Below are 16,804 nucleotides of genomic sequence, written 5' to 3' on the forward strand. Positions count from 1 at the left end.
AGACATCGAGTGTGGGGCACATGTCGGAGCGATGATTCGAAATTTGAATTTTGTTTGGTATATTTCTTTCAAAGAAGACTCCATCGTCTATACGACAGGGTAGATCACTTTTTTGCATATTTGTCACCTTAGGCAATACATGTTATAATCAGAAAAATTGAGGTGAGTTATGGGCACATTTGTCGCCATAATAGGCGGAAGTGGCGCAGGGAAAACGACAGTCGCTAATAAGATAATAGAAAGGTTTTCCAATAGATCGATATGTCTTAACATGGATAGTTATTACAGAGATCTCGAACCGGGAGTAGATCCAAGAAATGTCAACTTCGATGCTCCTGCCGCTTTTGATTTTGATCTTTTTCTTTCTCATCTTGTAGATTTGAAAAATGGCAAACCAATAGAAGTTCCAACTTACAGTTTTGTAACTTACAGGAGAGACACGTCAAGAACCATTCACGTTGATCCGAAAGAATTGACGATAGTCGAGGGAATTCTTGTCATATACAAAAAAGAGATAAGAAAACTTTTTGATCTGGCTATCTACGTTGATGAAGATGCAGACGAAAGACTTATAAGAAGGATAGAAAGAGACACCAAGGAACGTGGCAGATCTATCGAATCCATAATTTTTCAATACAGAAGATTCGTTGCTCCAGCATTTAGAAGTTTCATAGAGCCTCAAAAATACGATTGTGATATCATCCTGCCACGAGGAGGAGAAAATCACATCGGCCTTTCGATAATAAAAGAAGCACTTGAAAGGATGCTCCAGCAGTCATGATTTCAAATGAAGAAATGAAAATTGTAACCAATCAAATTGGAAGGGTACCTGAAAATGCGTTGAATGTCGCCAAATACTGCTCTTACGGGTTTCCGACGGTGATAAAGTCTTACCCGCTTTTGGACGGGAAACCATTTCCAACCCTTTATTGGCTTACCTGTCCTTTTTTAAGGGATGAAATTTCTAAAATGGAATCCGATGGCTGGATAAAAAGGTATGAAGAGATGATTTCTAAATCTTCCGAATTTTCGAATTTACAGATAAAAGCCCATGAACTTGCAAAAAAAGACGTGATAGATCTTTTACAAGATGATGATTTGAAGATAAAATTCACAGGAGGAATGGGAGGAATAAGAAATTTTAATCATGTGAAATGTCTTCACATGCACGTTGCTTATCATCTGGGTGGAATTGAAAATCCCGTAGGCAGATCGGTTTTATCCAAGATAAGTCAGACAGAATGTAAAAGCGGTATTTGTCTGGAATGGAGCATATAAAATGGAATATTTTTTGATTGTGGATGAAGGAACGACAAGTACAAGGGCTATGATCTTTGATGAAGATGGAAATTTAATTTCATCTTCTAACAGGCCTTTAAAAACGATTTATCCAATTTCAGGTTGGGTTGAACAAAGTGCGGAAGAAATCTTTTCTAAAACAATCGAAGCCATGGAAGACGCAATAGATCAGTGCGGGTGTACTCCCTCAACTGTCGGTATTACAAATCAAAGAGAAACGGTTGTTGCATGGGACTCGCAAAGTGGCCTGCCCCTTTACAACGCAATCGTCTGGCGTGATAAAAGAGGACAGGCGATGTGTGAAAGATTGAAATCGAACGGTTATGAACCTGTCGTAAGGGCAAAGACAGGATTGTTGATTGACCCTTATTTTTCGGCTTCAAAGATGTCTTGGTTGATCGATAACGTACCTGATGTTTCTGATAGCCTCAAAAAGTCTCGCCTTAAATTTGGAACAATAGACGCTTACCTGATCTGGAAACTCACCGGAAAACACCTTACGGAACCTTCAAACGCATCAAGAACCATGATCTACAATATAAATGAAATGAAATGGGACAAAGAACTTTCTGAAGTGTTTGGCATTCCAATGGATTCTATGCCGGAGGTCATCGATTCAAACGGTGACTTCGGCAATTCCAAATATGGGAAAATATCTTCGGTGCTTGGAGATCAACAATCTTCTTTACTTGGAAACATGTGTGTAAAAGTTGGAGATGTAAAATGTACTTATGGAACAGGGGCCTTTGTACTTGCCAATGCCGGTGGTTCAAAGAATCCTCCTTCAGACGGGCTTTTAAAAACAGTGGCATGGTCTGTAAGAGGAAAAACGGTTTACGCTTTTGAAGGATCGGTACTGTCAAGTGGTGAATCGGTAAATTGGCTTAAAAGAATTTCTTTGTTAAAAGATGAGGTTGAGATGGAAGCACTTTCAAATTTTGTAAAAAGTGACGGAATTTATTTCGTTCCGGCACTCGATGGTCTTGGTTCTCCAAGATGGCAGCCAAATGCGCGATCGCTTTTTTTGGGCATCAGTTCTTCTCATACGCGTTCGAATATCGTTAGAGCAGTTTTAGAATCGATGGCTTTTTCGGTTTCTGAAGTTATCGATACTTTTAAAAAAAGCGGTCTTGATGTTTCCAACATCAAAGTGGATGGAGGCGGATCGAAAAATTCACTTTTGATTCAGATACTTTCAAATTCGACAAAGACAAACGTGGAAAGATCTAAATTCCATGAAATGACCGCTTACGGTGCTTTTCTTATGGCAAGGATTAAAAATGAAATTGGAGAGATAGCAAACCTTAAAAAAGACTTTGAACTTTTTAGACCCAACGAAAACATAGATAAAATTTACCAGAGATGGAAAATGGCAGAAGAAATATCCATAAATTGGGCTAATTTGAAAGGAGATGATGGGTATGAAACTCTACCTTGATTCGGCAAAAATGGATGAGATAAAAAAGGCACTTGATCTCGGATATGTGCATGGAGTAACGACGAATCCCACCCTTTTGAAGAGAGCCGAGGTATGGAAAGAAAATAAAAGTCTTAAGTCATTTTATTCAAAGTTACTCGACATGTGTGACGGAGAGGTGTTCGCCCAAATTTCTTCCGCAAAGCCTGATGTCGTAATCGAAGCGCTTGAAAATCTCGATATGTCAAGGTTGGTGATAAAAGTGCCGTCTGTTCAAAATGGAGTCATGGCGGCAAAATCGCTCGTGGATCGCGGCTACAGTGTTTGTGCAACGGCGGTTTACACCCCATCTCAAGCGATAGTGTGGGCATCTTTGGATGTTGATTATGTGGCCATCTATTTCAATAGAATGGAAAGTTACGGAAATGCCGCTGAAAACGTTAAAGCCATCATGAATGTCTTATCAAAATCAAGAACAAAGGTACTCGCCGCCAGTGTCAAAACGCCAGAGCAGTTGAATTTTCTTATAGGCATAGGTATTGATTACATAACAATCGGATATGATTTGCTTGAAAAACTTATCGAATCCGATAGCAGTCAAAAGGATACAAAAACTTTCGACGAGGATATGTCGACAGTTATAAAGGCGTTTTCAAAATTAAATTGAAATAAGGTGATTTTTTACGGCAGAAGAAGTTGTTAAAGAAGAAAAAATCGATTATCAGAAGATGGAAATCGATGAGTTGGTTAAAAAACTTAACACAGACGTTAACAAAGGACTGTCGGCAAGTGAGGTTGAGACACGAATCAAGACTTACGGCTATAACGAAGTCCCTGAGAAAAAACCAAATCCATACCTGAGTTTCGGGAAAAAGTTTTGGGGATTGACGGCATGGATGTTAGAAGCCGTTATCGTGCTATCGGTTATACTTAACAAGATGATCGATATGTACGTCATCATAGCCTTGTTACTTTTGAACGCTGTACTTGGCTTTTTTCAAGAACAACGTGCTTCAAAGGCTGTTGATGCTTTAAAACAGCAATTGCGGGTAAATGCAAGAACCTTAAGAGACGGAAAATGGCAATTGATACCTGCACGCGAACTTGTGCCGGGTGATATAGTCAGGGTAAGGGCAGGTGATTTTGTCCCCGCGGATCTTAAACTTTTGGACGGTCAAATTGAAGTGGATCAATCTGCCTTAACTGGAGAATCTCTTACGGTTTCAAAGGCTAAATCCGATATGCTTTTTTCCGGTTCAATAGTTAAATCCGGAGAATCTAATTCACTCGTTGTGCTGACGGGAAATAAAACTTATTTCGGGAAGACAACCGAACTTGTTCAGGTTGCAAAACCACGGCTTCACACGGAAGATGTCATTTCGACGGTTGTAAAATGGCTTTTGATAATCGTTGGTGTAGCACTTGCGGTTGCATTTGTCGTCGCAATATTTTTGGGAATAGATCTTTTTGATGTCATCACTTTGGCCCTCGTACTTTTGGCATCGTCCATTCCTGTCGCATTGCCTGCGATGTTTACGATAAGTATGGCAATAGGATCTATGGAACTTGTGAAGCGCGGAGTGCTTGTCACCAGGTTAAGTGCATCTGAAGATGCCGCAACGATGGACACGCTTTGCTCCGATAAAACTGGTACGATAACGATGAACAAACTTTCTGTGGCCGGTATCATACCGATGAATGGTGTGGATGAGAACACGGCTTTGATGTACGGTGCACTTGCTTCTCAGGAAGCAAATCATGATGCGATAGATCTTGCCTTTCTCGGTGCCGCATCCGATCGCAAAATTTCATTTGATGGATTTAAACAAAAGTCTTTTACACCGTTCGATCCGAAGACAAGAAGAACAGAGGCGATGATAGAAAAAGACGGTAAAACTTTCAAAGTCGTGAAAGGAGCCGTTAACATAATAGCCGATCTCGTCGGCGCAGATGTAAATGCGTTAAACCAGCAGACCAACGAATACGCAATCAAAGGATACAGAACTCTTGCGGTGGCAATGGGAGAAGATGACAAATCTTTGAAAATTGTCGGTCTCGTCGCACTCTACGATATGCCAAGACCCGATGCGAAAAAATTGATAGGTGAATTGAAGAGTCTGGGGATATCCGTTAAAATGTTAACCGGCGACGCACTCCCAATAGCCAAAGAGACGGCAAGGCAGGTTGGACTTTCCGATTCCATAACCGCTTCAAAAGAATTTGAAAAATTAGTCGAAAGCGATCCGGAAAAAGCATCTGACATAGCCGAAAAAAGTGATGGCTTTGCCGAAATATATCCGCAGGACAAATATTCCATAGTTAAAAGTTTACAGAAGAGAGGCCACATAGTTGGGATGACGGGCGATGGTGTCAACGATGCTCCTTCTTTAAAACAGGCCGAAGTCGGTATAGCGGTGAACAGCGCAACGGATGTTGCAAAGGGCGCGGCAAGTGTCGTGCTGACCGGAGAAGGTTTGGGAAATATAGTCGATCTTGTCAAGGTCGGCAGGCAAATATATCAGAGAATTTTGACGTGGATCTTCAACAAGGTTGTTAAGACCTTTCAAATAGTTGTCTTTGTCGTTGTAGCCTTTTTACTGACAGGCCGTTTCATAGTTTCCGCCTTTGACGTCGTACTTTTGCTCTTTGTCATAGATTTTGTAACACTTTCAATATCAACAGACAACGCTCGATGGTCAAAAACACCGGATACATGGAATATAACAGGACTTGTGAAATCATCCATAATACTTGGTATACTCGTTGTACTTGAATCACTTGCCATTCTTTACATCGGACTTGGGCCTCTTGGAATTTCTAAAGATTACGAATTACTTAAAACTTTTTCTTTCAGCATACTCTTTTATTTTGGCATGATGACCGTCTTTGTGGTAAGAGAAAGAGGCCATTTTTGGAATTCATTTCCGAGCAAATCACTTTTCTACATAACTTTAATAGACATGATAGTTGTCGCTTTGCTCGTTACGTTTGGATTCCCTGGACTTAAGCCAATTCCAATAACCGATACGCTCATAGTTATAGGAATGTCGGCATTTTTCTCTTTTGTGATCAATGATTTTGTGAAATATTTTATTCTCAGAGGTAAAAAAGCATGAAAAAGCCCTACATATTGTTTGATGCCGGGGGCACGCTTGTGTTCCCGGATGTTGTATGGCTTTCAGATTTGATGAAAAGGTATGAGATAAACGTAACGACCCAGGATATATTGAAGCGTGTTTACGAGATCGATTATTTGATAGATAAAAGTATCAAAGATCGTGTTACCCTTTTAGAAGATGGTAATTTGCTGGAGGCACTTTTTAAAGCCTTTACAAATTCTGATGAAAAAGTTAAAGAACTAAAGATCAAAACTGACAATCGTGACAAAATTAAAAATCTATGGGCTTACACCTTTCCGTGGGTTATTCAAACAATTGAAAAACTTAAAAAAGCAGGTTATTCGATCTCCGTTATTTCAAATTCCGATGGCCGTGCATCTCAGGTACTCGAATCGATTGGACTTTCAAAATTTATGGATAAGATATACGATTCGCAAATTGTCGGCATCGAAAAGCCCGATGCCGGCATTTTCAAATTGGCATTAAAAGAATTATCACTTTCTCCTGAAGATGCCATTTTTATAGGTGATATGTTTTACACTGACATTTTAGGATCAAATCGTGCCGGAATTCCGGCGGTTCATCTTGATCCTTTTGATTTTTACAGGAATTGGCCGGGCATGAGGGTTAAAAATGTTAGCGCTGTTCCGGATTTGATCGAAAATTCGGATTTTCGTTCTAAAGACTTTTTCCCCTTCGTTTACGATCTTAAAGAAGTTTAGGATATTTTTGGTACAGATGATATAATTTTTTAAAACGAATTTGAGAGGAAGGTAGATAAGAAAGATGGCCACAAGTCAAGTGAAGGTATCAACGCCAAAACCCTCTATTTCCAAATTTGAGGAGTATATGCTTTATTTCATAACGCTGTTCATTCCAATCGTCACGATAGGACCCATAACCTACGAATACAGCACACAAAAATATGCGTTTTTCACCATATTGATCTTCATGCTGTTCATCGCGGTGATCATGGAGTTCAGAAGGCAAAAGCAGATAAACGTGAATATTCCATTGCCTGCTTTAGGATGGGGACTTTTCACCATCGCAACAGCACTGTCTTTGATAAGTGTTATGATAGAAAACATGCCTTATTTGAGATTCTCGGGCATGTGGGTGCTTTACTTTGCGATGACTTTTCTGTTTGTAATCTACCTTGCAAATCGAGTTAAAGACAAGAGAATAATGATAAATATCCTTGGAATGCTTTTGATAAGTGCGGCATTCATAGTAGTGGATTCTTTCTTGAATTTCTATGCTGGATGGGATATATGGCTCGGTCACATAGGAAATCCTTATTCAAGGGATAACGTAAGGGCAACAATAGGAAACCCTGACTTTGTTCCAGATTACTTGGGTGTTTTGCTTTTTGTTGCCATTTATTTCATTACCTCAAAAACACTCGGTTTTGACACTTCCAAAAACAAAGATAAAACTTACAGGCGTTTGGTGATAATCAAAACCCTTGCCACCATAGAAGCGATATCAATGGTGGCAGTCATAATATTCTCTCAAACACGTGGCGTCTTCATAGCGATTCCTTTGTCTCTTGTGTTTTTCGCTTTGCTTTACACTTATTACCAAAATTTCAAAGTTAAAAAAGAAAACATTTCAAAAAATGTTGATGAAATAGCGAAAAGATCTCAGAAACTTTCAATAATCTTGCTGATCGTCTTTGTGATAGCATCTTTGATCGAGATATTTCTTTACTCAATACCGGGGCCGTTTAACGGAAATTCCTTTTCTGTGACCGGTAGGGTTACTTCTTCAACATCGGCCCTTTCAAACGGTGGAACTGCCCAGCAAAGATTCCTTGCATGGTGGGCATCGGTTTATCAATGGAAGGATCATCCGATAATAGGTCAGGGGCTCGGTACTTACAGAATAGATTTCATACATTATCTTGGAGTTTCGATAGAGCACCATCCAAGTCTTATAGTTGCATGGAACAACTTCATGAAGGCACACAACGATTACGTTCAATTGCTTGGAGAAACAGGCATTGCCGGCATTTTGACTTTGGCTTTTGCCCTTGGCACGCTTTTGTGGTTTGTTTTAAGAGTTATAAAAAAGAAGGACTCCGACGATGCACTCTTGATGATGCTTATGGCAACAGGATCAATGGTCACTTTGATAACGAGTATGTATTCTTTTGCAGAACATCTTATGCCCGATTCGATGACACTTACCATATTGCTATCTTTTCTCGTATCAGATTACTTTAACAAAGATGGAGATCTTACATGGAAAGTGATCTTGAACAAAGCGAAATTCGTCGCTGCAGGCATTTCTTCTTTGATTGTCTCTGCAGGAGTGATGATTTTGATGAACATGTATTTTGTCAGTGAAGTTTATTTTCTTTACGGGAACACAAATTATCAATACATAAGCGCTTATCAAAACGCAGCATCGCAGGCAAACAATCAATTGAATTCCGTCAACACCGAAATAAACAATTTAAAATCATACAGTGGAAATTATTCGTATTTGAATCCGCAAACTTACGTTCAGTCAAAACTTCAACAGTTACTCGCTTCAAATCCAAATTTGAACCAAACTCAGGCCTCACTTCAACTTGAATCTCAAAGACAGCAAGAATATAACCAGATAATGAATCAGTTGAATTCGAATCTTCAAAGCATTCAGACGGCTATAAATCAATTCAACACTTACGAAACGACATCTTACGATGGGGCAAAGTACGATTTTCTCCATTCAGTTGAATGGGACAACACCTACGGTACGTCCGAATTTTACCTTGGCTTGCTTGCAACTTTCCCGCAAAGAGATCAAGAGATAATAAACCAGTTAAACAAGGCTCTTTCATCGGGATCCACATCGGCACAACTTAACGTTTTAAAAGATCTCTTTTACGGTAAAAATGATATAACCCAGTACATCCATCCTAACTTCAAAAATCTCAATTACAAGGGTGACTACGATCTCATAGCAAGTATGGTCAATTCGGGAATTCCACTTGTAGATCTCTGGAACACACTTAACATAAACCAGATTGTTCAAATGCAGATGTACCAGGACGGAATAGATTATCTCAAAACTTCTTTGCAATCCTTTGCCGAGAAGAATTCTTACAGACTTATAGGCCAATTCTCAGCACTTCTATCGAGCATGAACAGATCTCAGGCATCAACATATCAGGATGCAATGAGCAAGTATCCTCAATTCAAATCACAATTTGAATCTTTGATAAAGACCCACGATCAACTTGCACAGGATGCATTCAATCAAATGGAAAACTGGTACGATCAATTGATATTCATCCTGCCAGGTGGCTGGAACAGGTACTCCGGATGGAATCAAATTTACGCAGAATACATAAACAACGTTTTACAAAATGCGCCTCTTGATGCAACAACTTATGCCAAGATAAAAGAAATTGCCGGAAAATACGTCTGGATAGGATACTACATGCAAAAAACGTACTGGGCAATTCCTTTGAACACTATGGATATTTTCACCTCTTTGGCACAGGATTTCATAAACAAACAGATGTATTCCGAAGCACTGACAACCGTAAATGATACTTTGTCCATTTTCAAACCTGCTTACGAGTGGAATGTCGCAGATTTGAACAGATACAAAGGAGATACCAACACATACAACGAAGCGCAAAATTTCATAACTCAATATCAGGCACTTCAGACAAAACGTACCCAGTTCCTTTCGCAGTTAAAGGCAGTTTACGAATATGCCTTTACCAACCCGACTCAGCAGGCAACGGCACAAACATATCTTAACGATTGGAACCACAATATTCTTACGGGTGTTACAACAAATGCGTCAACATCTGATATAATATCTTCTATAACAAGTATGATTTCAACCTCAACGGTCAAATGATCGATCGTGAGGTATCAAAAAGGATACTTTTGTGTATAATAGATACGTATCCCAGAGAACATGAAACAAAAGATCCTTTTCAGGTTCTCATAGGTACGGTTCTAAGTCAGAGAACACGTGATGCAAACACAGCGGAAGCATCACATGCTCTCTTTAGGAGATTCCCAACGGCAAATGCCCTTTCAAAAGCGAAGATTTCAGATGTTGAAAGGCTCATAAAACCGGCGGGAATGTACAAACAAAAAGCGGAGCGGATAGTTCGTATCGCTCGTGAGATTGTTGAGCGTTGGAAAGGGAATGTTCCAGCGAATCTTGATGATCTCATAAAATTCAGCGGTGTTGGTAGGAAGACGGCTAATATCGTGTTGGCTGTTTCTTACGATCTTCCTGTTATTGCGGTGGATGTACATGTTCACAGAATCTCAAACAGGATAGGGATCGTAAAGACGAAGACTCCTTACGAAACTGAAATGGCCCTCATGGATCTTGTGCCGGAATCTTATCGTACGCGGTTGAATGGAGCGATGGTGAAATTCGGCCAGTCAGTTTGTCTGCCAAGAAATCCAAAATGTCAATCTTGCACCTTTAAGGAGGTGTGCGAGTACGGCCGAAGTAATATTAGCGGGAGCGAAGTTAAGCAATTTGGAAGAAAAAGAGGCTGAAATTTGTGATCTGACAACGTTTAAGATGTCAGGAAAAGTTAAGATCGTAAAGCCTCGTGACATTTTGCAATTTGAAGAACTCATACGTTATTTCCTCGAAAGCAAAAAGGATTTTAAGATCATCGGTGGCGGTTCGAACACGGTGATCAAAAGTAACCTTGAAACTCCTTTCGTTTTAACATCCGGCCTTAACAACTTCAAATTCGACGAAAAGTACGTTGTTGCAGAAAATGGCGTTAAACTTTCAGTGCTGCTTTCCGAAGCGATAAAAAGAGGAATGTCTGGACTGGAATTTTCAATTGGCATTCCTGGGACCATAGGAGGAGCATTGTACATGAACACCGGTGCTTTTGATGGGGAAATATCAAAATGCGTGGAAAGTGTCGAAGTCATCGATGAAAATGGAAGATTGTACGAATTAAATGCCGAAGATCTTGATTTTTCTTACAGACATTCTATTTTCCATCAAAAACGCATGTGGATCAAAAAATGCGTTCTAAAACTTGATTTTGCCCAGAGGAAAGAAGATGTACTTGAAAAAAGTTTGAGGAACTGGTCGAGAAAAAGAAGCACACAACCTATAACCTTTCCGAGTGTCGGATGCGTTTTCAAAAATCCACCCGGCGATTATGCCGCAAGGTTAATAGATGCAGCGAATTTGAAGGGGTATCGCGTTGGAGGGATCGAAGTTTCGAAGTTACATGCCGGTTTTTTTGTAAACGTTGGAGGTGCTACTTTTGAGGATTTCAAGGCTGTGTATTCTGAAGTCGTCACGAGGGTGAAAGAGAAATTCAGTGTTGATCTTGAACCGGAGATAACAATCGTAAGTTGAATTCGAGGTGTAAAAATTGAAAGTTTTATACGGCCTGTGCACGTGGGGTTTAGGGCACATGACGCGTAGTTTGCCTTTAATGAGAAGGCTTATCGATGATGGACATGATCTTGTGATATACACGTCAGATAGGCCATTGCTTGCTCTGAAAAAAGAATTCGGAGACAAATGCGAATACGTGGAAAGTGTTGAATATCCCAGCCCTTATGCTAAAAACGGCACATTCGCTTTAAGGTTGACCTTAATGATGCCTGCGATAATAAACGCGATAGTAAAAGAGCATAAAGAAATTTTGAAATTGTCACAAGATCTTGATGTGGATGTTTTAATATCCGATTCTGAATACGGTGTTTTCGATAAAACAAAGCCTTCATTTTTCATATTTCATCAACTAAGGTACGTTCCGCCTGATTTTTTGAGGATTTTGAAAAATCAAACTGAAAGATTCAATTATCATTTTAGAAATTCTTTCACAAAGTTCGTGGTGCCGGATTTTCCAAATGATGGCGGTCTAACGGGTAATCTTTCCCATAACCTTTCTTACATGTCTTCCGATCAGGTAAAGTACATCGGAATACTTTCGGATTATCAAAAGATGGATGTTGATCAAGACATAGATTATCTCATATCTCTCTCTGGAAGAGAACCAAGTAGAAGTATCCTTGAAAAAAAGATCGTAGATCAGATAAAAGTTTTAAAAGGTAACGTTGCGCTTGTAAGAGGAATGCCTGAAAATGCCGAAAAGATCAAAATACCAGGCGTTGAAGTTATAAATTATGCTGGAAAAGGTTTAAGAGACGAACTTATGAATAGATCCAAATTTGTGATAGCGAGATCAGGATATTCGACGATAATGGATATGGCTGAACTCGGTAAAAATGGTTTGCTTATACCCACGCCAGGTCAAACAGAACAGGAATATCTTTCCGAATATCTTTCTGAAAAATTGTACTTTCATTCGGTTAACGAAAATGATATAGATCTCGAAAAAGATATTGAAATTGCAAAGAGTTATAATGGATATAATCCGCCATGGAGAACAGCACAAAGTGTCGAAAAATTCATGGACATAATCAAGATCGCAGTTGGAGGTTAAATCTGTGAAAATCGTATCGATAGTAGGTGCAAGACCGCAATTCATAAAAGAATCTTTGGTTGGAAAAAAATTGAACGAATTTGGAATAAATGAAATACTCGTTCATTCGGGGCAACATTACGATTTCAACATGTCCGATATTTTTTTCAAAGTGCTGGAAATAAAAAATCCACAGTACAATCTCGGAATCGGTTCTGGAACACATGCGGAGCAAACGGGAAAGATCATGATCGAATTTGAAAAGATTTTGATGAAGGAAAAACCTTCACTTGTGCTTGTTTACGGTGATACAAACACAACTTTGGGAGGAGCGTTAACTGCTGCAAAATTGAAAATTCCCGTTGCCCATGTCGAAGCGGGGCTGAGACAGGAACCAAAGGATATGCCGGAAGAGATAAATAGAGTTTTGACAGATAGGATATCCCAATTTAAATTTTGCCCTTCTCAAAAAGCCGTTGAAAACCTTGCAATGGAAGGCATGAAAAGCGGAGTTTATTTCACCGGAGATGTCATGTTAGATGTTTTTTTGAAATTCAAAAAAGATGTCGATATGAAAACAGTACTTGAAAGATACGATCTTAAACCTAAAAGGTACGTCTTTTCAACGATTCACAGGGACTTCAACACGGATATCGAAACAAGGTTAGAATCTATCCTGAAGGGTCTTTCGAGGGTGGCCAAGCAGATGCCGGTCATCTTTCCGATTCATCCGAGAACCAAAAAGAGAATTTCTGAATTTGGTTTAGGAGATCTGCTAAAAACCTTAAAAGTTATCGATCCTGTTGGATATGATGAAAGCGTTGCTCTTACTTCCAATGCTTTCTCGATAGTCACGGATAGCGGCGGACTTCAAAAGGAATCTTATTTTGCGGGTATCCCGGGTGTCGTTGCGATGAAAGATACAGGTTGGATTGAACTCGTTGAATCCGGATGGAATGTACTTGCGGACGCAGATGAGGAAAAAATATATGATGGAGTCTTTCGTCATCCTGAACCTGATGACATCAAAGAAATATACGGGGACGGCAATGCCTCGGAGAAAATTGCGAACATCATAAGGAATATCAAAATATGAAAATAGCAGTTGTAGGTTTCGGTGCGGCAGCCATTGGGTTTATCAACGAAGTTAAGGACAAAGGTCATGAGATACACGTGATAGAAAAATCTCGAGACATATACAGTTCGAGCATCTCCGGAATAAGGTCCGACGGAAAACTTTTCATTTCATCAAGTATGGGCGGAGACATAGAAATACCGCTTGAAACACAAAAAGAAGTTGTCAACTTTTACCTTGATAAACTTGATGAATCAGAAAGGAAAGATGTAAGAACTGGTATCTCTTTCGACAGAAAATCGACATTTTTTGAAAAATTTTACTCAAAGGGATTTGAACCTGTCAACGCCTACTTCTATCATATAGGTACAGATCGGCTCAAAAATCTCCTTGAAAATATCTACAACGAATTCTCCTCTTACGAAAACATAAAATTTCATTTCGGCATAAAGGCTGAAAATGTAAGTTTCGATGGAAATAAGATAAAAATTACAGGATCGAATTTTGAAGATACGTTCGATTACGTTGTCATTTCAGTTGGCAGGAGTGGTCATGGACTTGTAAAATCCATGACGACAGATCACCCCGAAATAGTGACTTCTGGAAATATAGTTGACGTTGGAATAAGATACGAACTTCCGGATCACGCAGTTGAAGAACTCAACGAGGAAATGTACGAGTTCAAAGTCAGAATGAGGACAAAAACGGGTTACATGGTCAGAACCTTTTGTAACAATCCATCCGGTAAAGTTGTGCTTGAAGAATATGATGATTTCGTCACGGTCAATGGTCATTCAAATTCCAACGGAAACAGCGAGAACACGAATTTTGCCGTACTGTGCAGCACATCTTTTACCGAACCTTTCAACGATCCGATAGGTTATGGAACTTACATAAGCAAACTTGGGAATATCCTTGCAGGAGGAAGAAAGGTCATTTTGCAGACTTATGGAGAATTTTTAGAAAATAAAAGAACCAAAAGAATTGGAAGGGTAAAACCCACTTTGAGCGATGAAAGTTATATTTTGGGAGATATAAATCTCGTGCTTCCGCGAAGAATAGCCATATCACTTGCCGAATTTATAGAGAAATTAGGAGAAGTTGTACCGGCGATAGTCTATTCGGACAATCTCATGTATGCAGTTGAAGTCAAATTTTATTCAAAAAAGATAAACAACGAAAAATATAAAAATCTTAAATTCATAGGTGATTGCAGTGGCCATACAAGATCTATAACCTACGCTACATGCCACGGCAAAATGTTGGGAAGATCCATCGCGTGACCGTATCAAACCTTTATTTTAAAACTCAATTAGATCTTTGATCTTATCAACCGTTTTAGGCCCTATTCCATTTACTTTCATCAAATCGGCAGGCGTATGAAAAGGCCCGTGAGTTTCTCTGTAATCAACTATTTCACGGGCCTTAATTGGACCTATCGAAGGAAGGTTTTCTATTTCTTTAGCCGTTGCCTCATTTATCTTTATTTTACCACTTTTTACGTCATTCTTCGAGGTAGATGATGAAAAGCCTGTCACAACACTTGAAATTTTATCAAGTGTCGATTGACCTATTCCTGGGACGTTTAAAAGATCTTCTAACTCTTGAAATGGTCCAAACTTTTCTCTGTAATCGACAATTGCCTTTGCTTTAGTCATTCCTATGTTTGGAAGTTTATCAAGTTCTTGAACTGTTGCCGTATTGACATTTACAACCTTAAAGGTATTTGGTGATGCACTTCTGGTAATTTTATCGCTTTCCGCAAATGCCTCTTTCAAAGGTACAATCGCGGTCAAAAATATTCCAATCACGGAAACGAGAATGATGCTTCCTATTATGATTCTCGTTTGGGTTTTCATTTATCAAGGAATGGTTCTTATAAGCCAAGAAGAAACGGTTCCAATCATGGAAGTCACATTTGGATTGGAAGTTATTGAATTGGCATAATTAAGTGCCGGTGTGTAGCCCGTAAATACTCCTATGAAAAGTGCTGATTGCGTTGAATAATCTATTTTGAAAGCCGGGATTCCCAAATTCCTTAGTGATTTCACAAGTGCAAGCACCCTGTCTGGATAAGGAGAAGATAAAATTTGAATTGAATATGTAACGCCTTTTCCCGGATAAGCAACGTAATACAATCCGTTTTCCTGGGCAATTTCGTAAGTATTGATACCGGACAGCATGGCATTGACGGCGCTCAAACTTGTAGATGTCGTTGTCGTTAAAGTTACATTTGAACTTATGGATTGGGCTGAACTGGAGATCAAAGCCATGAAACCACTTTGACTTTGAGTTTGCGATGATGTTTGTGATGAAACAGGCTGAGATGTTTGTGAAGGTGCTGAAAGACTCTGTAAGTTGGAAATTAAACTTCCAACCTGATTTGTCAGAGAGGTGACGTTAGATTGAGTGTTGGCAATTTTTTGATCTTCCGAAGAGATCTTACCGGCAAGATCTGTGTACATATTTCTGACATAAGCGGTAAGCGATGCCACCGTTGCTTGTTGCGTTGCCATTGATCTTTCGAGTTTAGCCATCTGCATCGACAAAACAGAAGTCGTACTTGCCATATAAGACGTCATTGAAGCAACAGACGTTTGAGTTTCGGATATTTTCTGATCAAAACTCGAAATTTTCGCAGTCAAAACCCCAGCCCATATCAAAGCTATAAGACCTATTATTATTGCAGCAATCAGCAATATAAATCTCAGATCAAAATTTTCTTTTTCCATTTTGCACCTTCAAAAAATTACGGAATTGTCCTTACAAGCCACGATGAGGCTCCAGATCCAGTTATGGATGTGATATTTGGAGTTGAAATCGCATTTGCGTAATTAGATGCCGAGTTGTAATCCGGGAAAACCCCTATGAAAAGTCCCGATTGAGAAGCGTAATCTATCTTAAATGCCGGTACCCCGGCACTTCTCAGGGCTTTAACAAGTGATAACACCCTATCAGGGTAAGGAGAAGAAAGGATTTGAATTGAATATGTAACGCCACTTCCTGGATATGCAAAATAGTAAAGGTTATTTACCTGCGTTATCTCATAAGTTCCGGTTGTCGAAAGAATAGGCTTGAGAGAGTCAAGATTAGTTGCCGTTATCGTTGTTAGAGATAAACTTGAACTTAAAGATTCAGGTGCGTTTGTAAGCAGGAGTGGATAGGTTACAGATTGCAATGAGATGTAAGTCGATTGCAACGTTGGCAGATTTACCGATATCTGCGATGAAAGTCTTGTCACACTTAAAGACTTTAACTTAGTTATACTCGCCGTCAAAGAAGCAACGCGAGTCGTCAAAGAAGCAACGGCAGTTTGGGCACTTGAAGCTTTTTGCTCTACGGTACTTAACTTTCCACTTAAAGAGGCAACCCATATAAGGGCTCCAAGCGCAACGACTATAAACACGACAAGTAGAACCACTCTTATCATAGAGTACATATTCTGCTTATCCATTTTCAACCTC

At 39.4% G+C, this 16,804-nt stretch carries 15 protein-coding genes; 12 read left to right on the forward strand and 3 right to left on the reverse strand.

The features are described 5' to 3' along the window. The first annotated feature begins 169 nt into the window (after window positions 1-169). The 12 genes from udk to ACP5NR_RS00795 all read left to right on the forward strand — a co-directional run bounded on the left by udk (window position 170) and on the right by ACP5NR_RS00795 (window position 14,623). On the forward strand, window positions 170-781 hold the full coding sequence (udk, locus tag ACP5NR_RS00740; protein WP_428004268.1) for a uridine kinase: 612 nt from the start codon (window positions 170-172) through the stop codon (window positions 779-781). Continuing rightward, window positions 778-1,278 (forward strand): DUF501 domain-containing protein, encoded by a 501-nt coding sequence (locus ACP5NR_RS00745; RefSeq protein ID WP_428004267.1) that lies wholly within the window; start codon window positions 778-780, stop codon window positions 1,276-1,278. The genes udk and ACP5NR_RS00745 overlap by 4 nt, the downstream gene beginning before the upstream one ends. Before the next feature lies 1 nt (window position 1,279). Further along, complete coding sequence (locus ACP5NR_RS00750; protein ID WP_428004266.1) at window positions 1,280-2,737, forward strand: FGGY-family carbohydrate kinase; 1,458 nt, start codon at window positions 1,280-1,282, stop codon at window positions 2,735-2,737. Then, window positions 2,721-3,383, forward strand: coding sequence for a transaldolase family protein (locus ACP5NR_RS00755; protein WP_428004265.1), 663 nt, complete (start codon window positions 2,721-2,723; stop codon window positions 3,381-3,383). The genes ACP5NR_RS00750 and ACP5NR_RS00755 overlap by 17 nt, the downstream gene beginning before the upstream one ends. A gap of 61 nt (window positions 3,384-3,444) precedes the next feature. Beyond that, window positions 3,445-5,832 (forward strand): plasma-membrane proton-efflux P-type ATPase, encoded by a 2,388-nt coding sequence (locus ACP5NR_RS00760; protein ID WP_428004264.1) that lies wholly within the window; start codon window positions 3,445-3,447, stop codon window positions 5,830-5,832. After that, complete coding sequence (locus ACP5NR_RS00765; RefSeq protein ID WP_428004263.1) at window positions 5,829-6,557, forward strand: HAD family hydrolase; 729 nt, start codon at window positions 5,829-5,831, stop codon at window positions 6,555-6,557. Before ACP5NR_RS00760 ends, ACP5NR_RS00765 begins: the two co-directional genes overlap by 4 nt. A gap of 127 nt (window positions 6,558-6,684) precedes the next feature. Continuing rightward, window positions 6,685-9,696 (forward strand): O-antigen ligase family protein, encoded by a 3,012-nt coding sequence (locus ACP5NR_RS00770; RefSeq protein ID WP_428005789.1) that lies wholly within the window; start codon window positions 6,685-6,687, stop codon window positions 9,694-9,696. Continuing rightward, complete coding sequence (locus ACP5NR_RS00775; RefSeq protein ID WP_428005790.1) at window positions 9,693-10,358, forward strand: endonuclease III domain-containing protein; 666 nt, start codon at window positions 9,693-9,695, stop codon at window positions 10,356-10,358. Before ACP5NR_RS00770 ends, ACP5NR_RS00775 begins: the two co-directional genes overlap by 4 nt. Beyond that, window positions 10,339-11,190: a UDP-N-acetylmuramate dehydrogenase gene (murB, locus tag ACP5NR_RS00780; protein ID WP_428005791.1), complete on the forward strand. Its 852-nt coding sequence runs from the start codon at window positions 10,339-10,341 to the stop codon at window positions 11,188-11,190. Before ACP5NR_RS00775 ends, murB begins: the two co-directional genes overlap by 20 nt. Before the next feature lie 16 nt (window positions 11,191-11,206). Next, entirely contained in the window at window positions 11,207-12,286 is a 1,080-nt protein-coding gene (locus tag ACP5NR_RS00785; protein WP_428005792.1) for a glycosyltransferase family protein, read from the forward strand. Window positions 12,287-12,290: 4 nt separating this feature from the next. After that, entirely contained in the window at window positions 12,291-13,361 is a 1,071-nt protein-coding gene (gene wecB, locus ACP5NR_RS00790) for a non-hydrolyzing UDP-N-acetylglucosamine 2-epimerase (RefSeq protein WP_428004258.1), read from the forward strand. Then, complete coding sequence (locus tag ACP5NR_RS00795) at window positions 13,358-14,623, forward strand: NAD(P)/FAD-dependent oxidoreductase (protein WP_428004257.1); 1,266 nt, start codon at window positions 13,358-13,360, stop codon at window positions 14,621-14,623. Before wecB ends, ACP5NR_RS00795 begins: the two co-directional genes overlap by 4 nt. Before the next feature lie 18 nt (window positions 14,624-14,641). On the opposite strand, the gene ACP5NR_RS00800 is transcribed toward ACP5NR_RS00795, so the two are convergent. Genes ACP5NR_RS00800 through ACP5NR_RS00810 form a run of 3 tightly spaced genes read right to left on the reverse strand, consistent with a single transcriptional unit; the run spans window position 14,642 to window position 16,794 of the window. Beyond that, on the reverse strand, window positions 14,642-15,199 hold the full coding sequence (locus ACP5NR_RS00800) for a ComEA family DNA-binding protein (protein ID WP_428004256.1): 558 nt from the start codon (window positions 15,197-15,199) through the stop codon (window positions 14,642-14,644). Window positions 15,200-15,202: 3 nt separating this feature from the next. Continuing rightward, window positions 15,203-16,072, reverse strand: coding sequence for a hypothetical protein (locus ACP5NR_RS00805; protein WP_428004255.1), 870 nt, complete (start codon window positions 16,070-16,072; stop codon window positions 15,203-15,205). 17 nt (window positions 16,073-16,089) lie between these two features. Then, complete coding sequence (locus tag ACP5NR_RS00810) at window positions 16,090-16,794, reverse strand: hypothetical protein (RefSeq protein ID WP_428004254.1); 705 nt, start codon at window positions 16,792-16,794, stop codon at window positions 16,090-16,092. Window positions 16,795-16,804 lie beyond the last annotated feature (10 nt).

The organism is Athalassotoga sp. (assembly GCF_049965695.1).
Taxonomy (GTDB): Bacteria; Thermotogota; Thermotogae; order Mesoaciditogales; family Mesoaciditogaceae; genus Athalassotoga.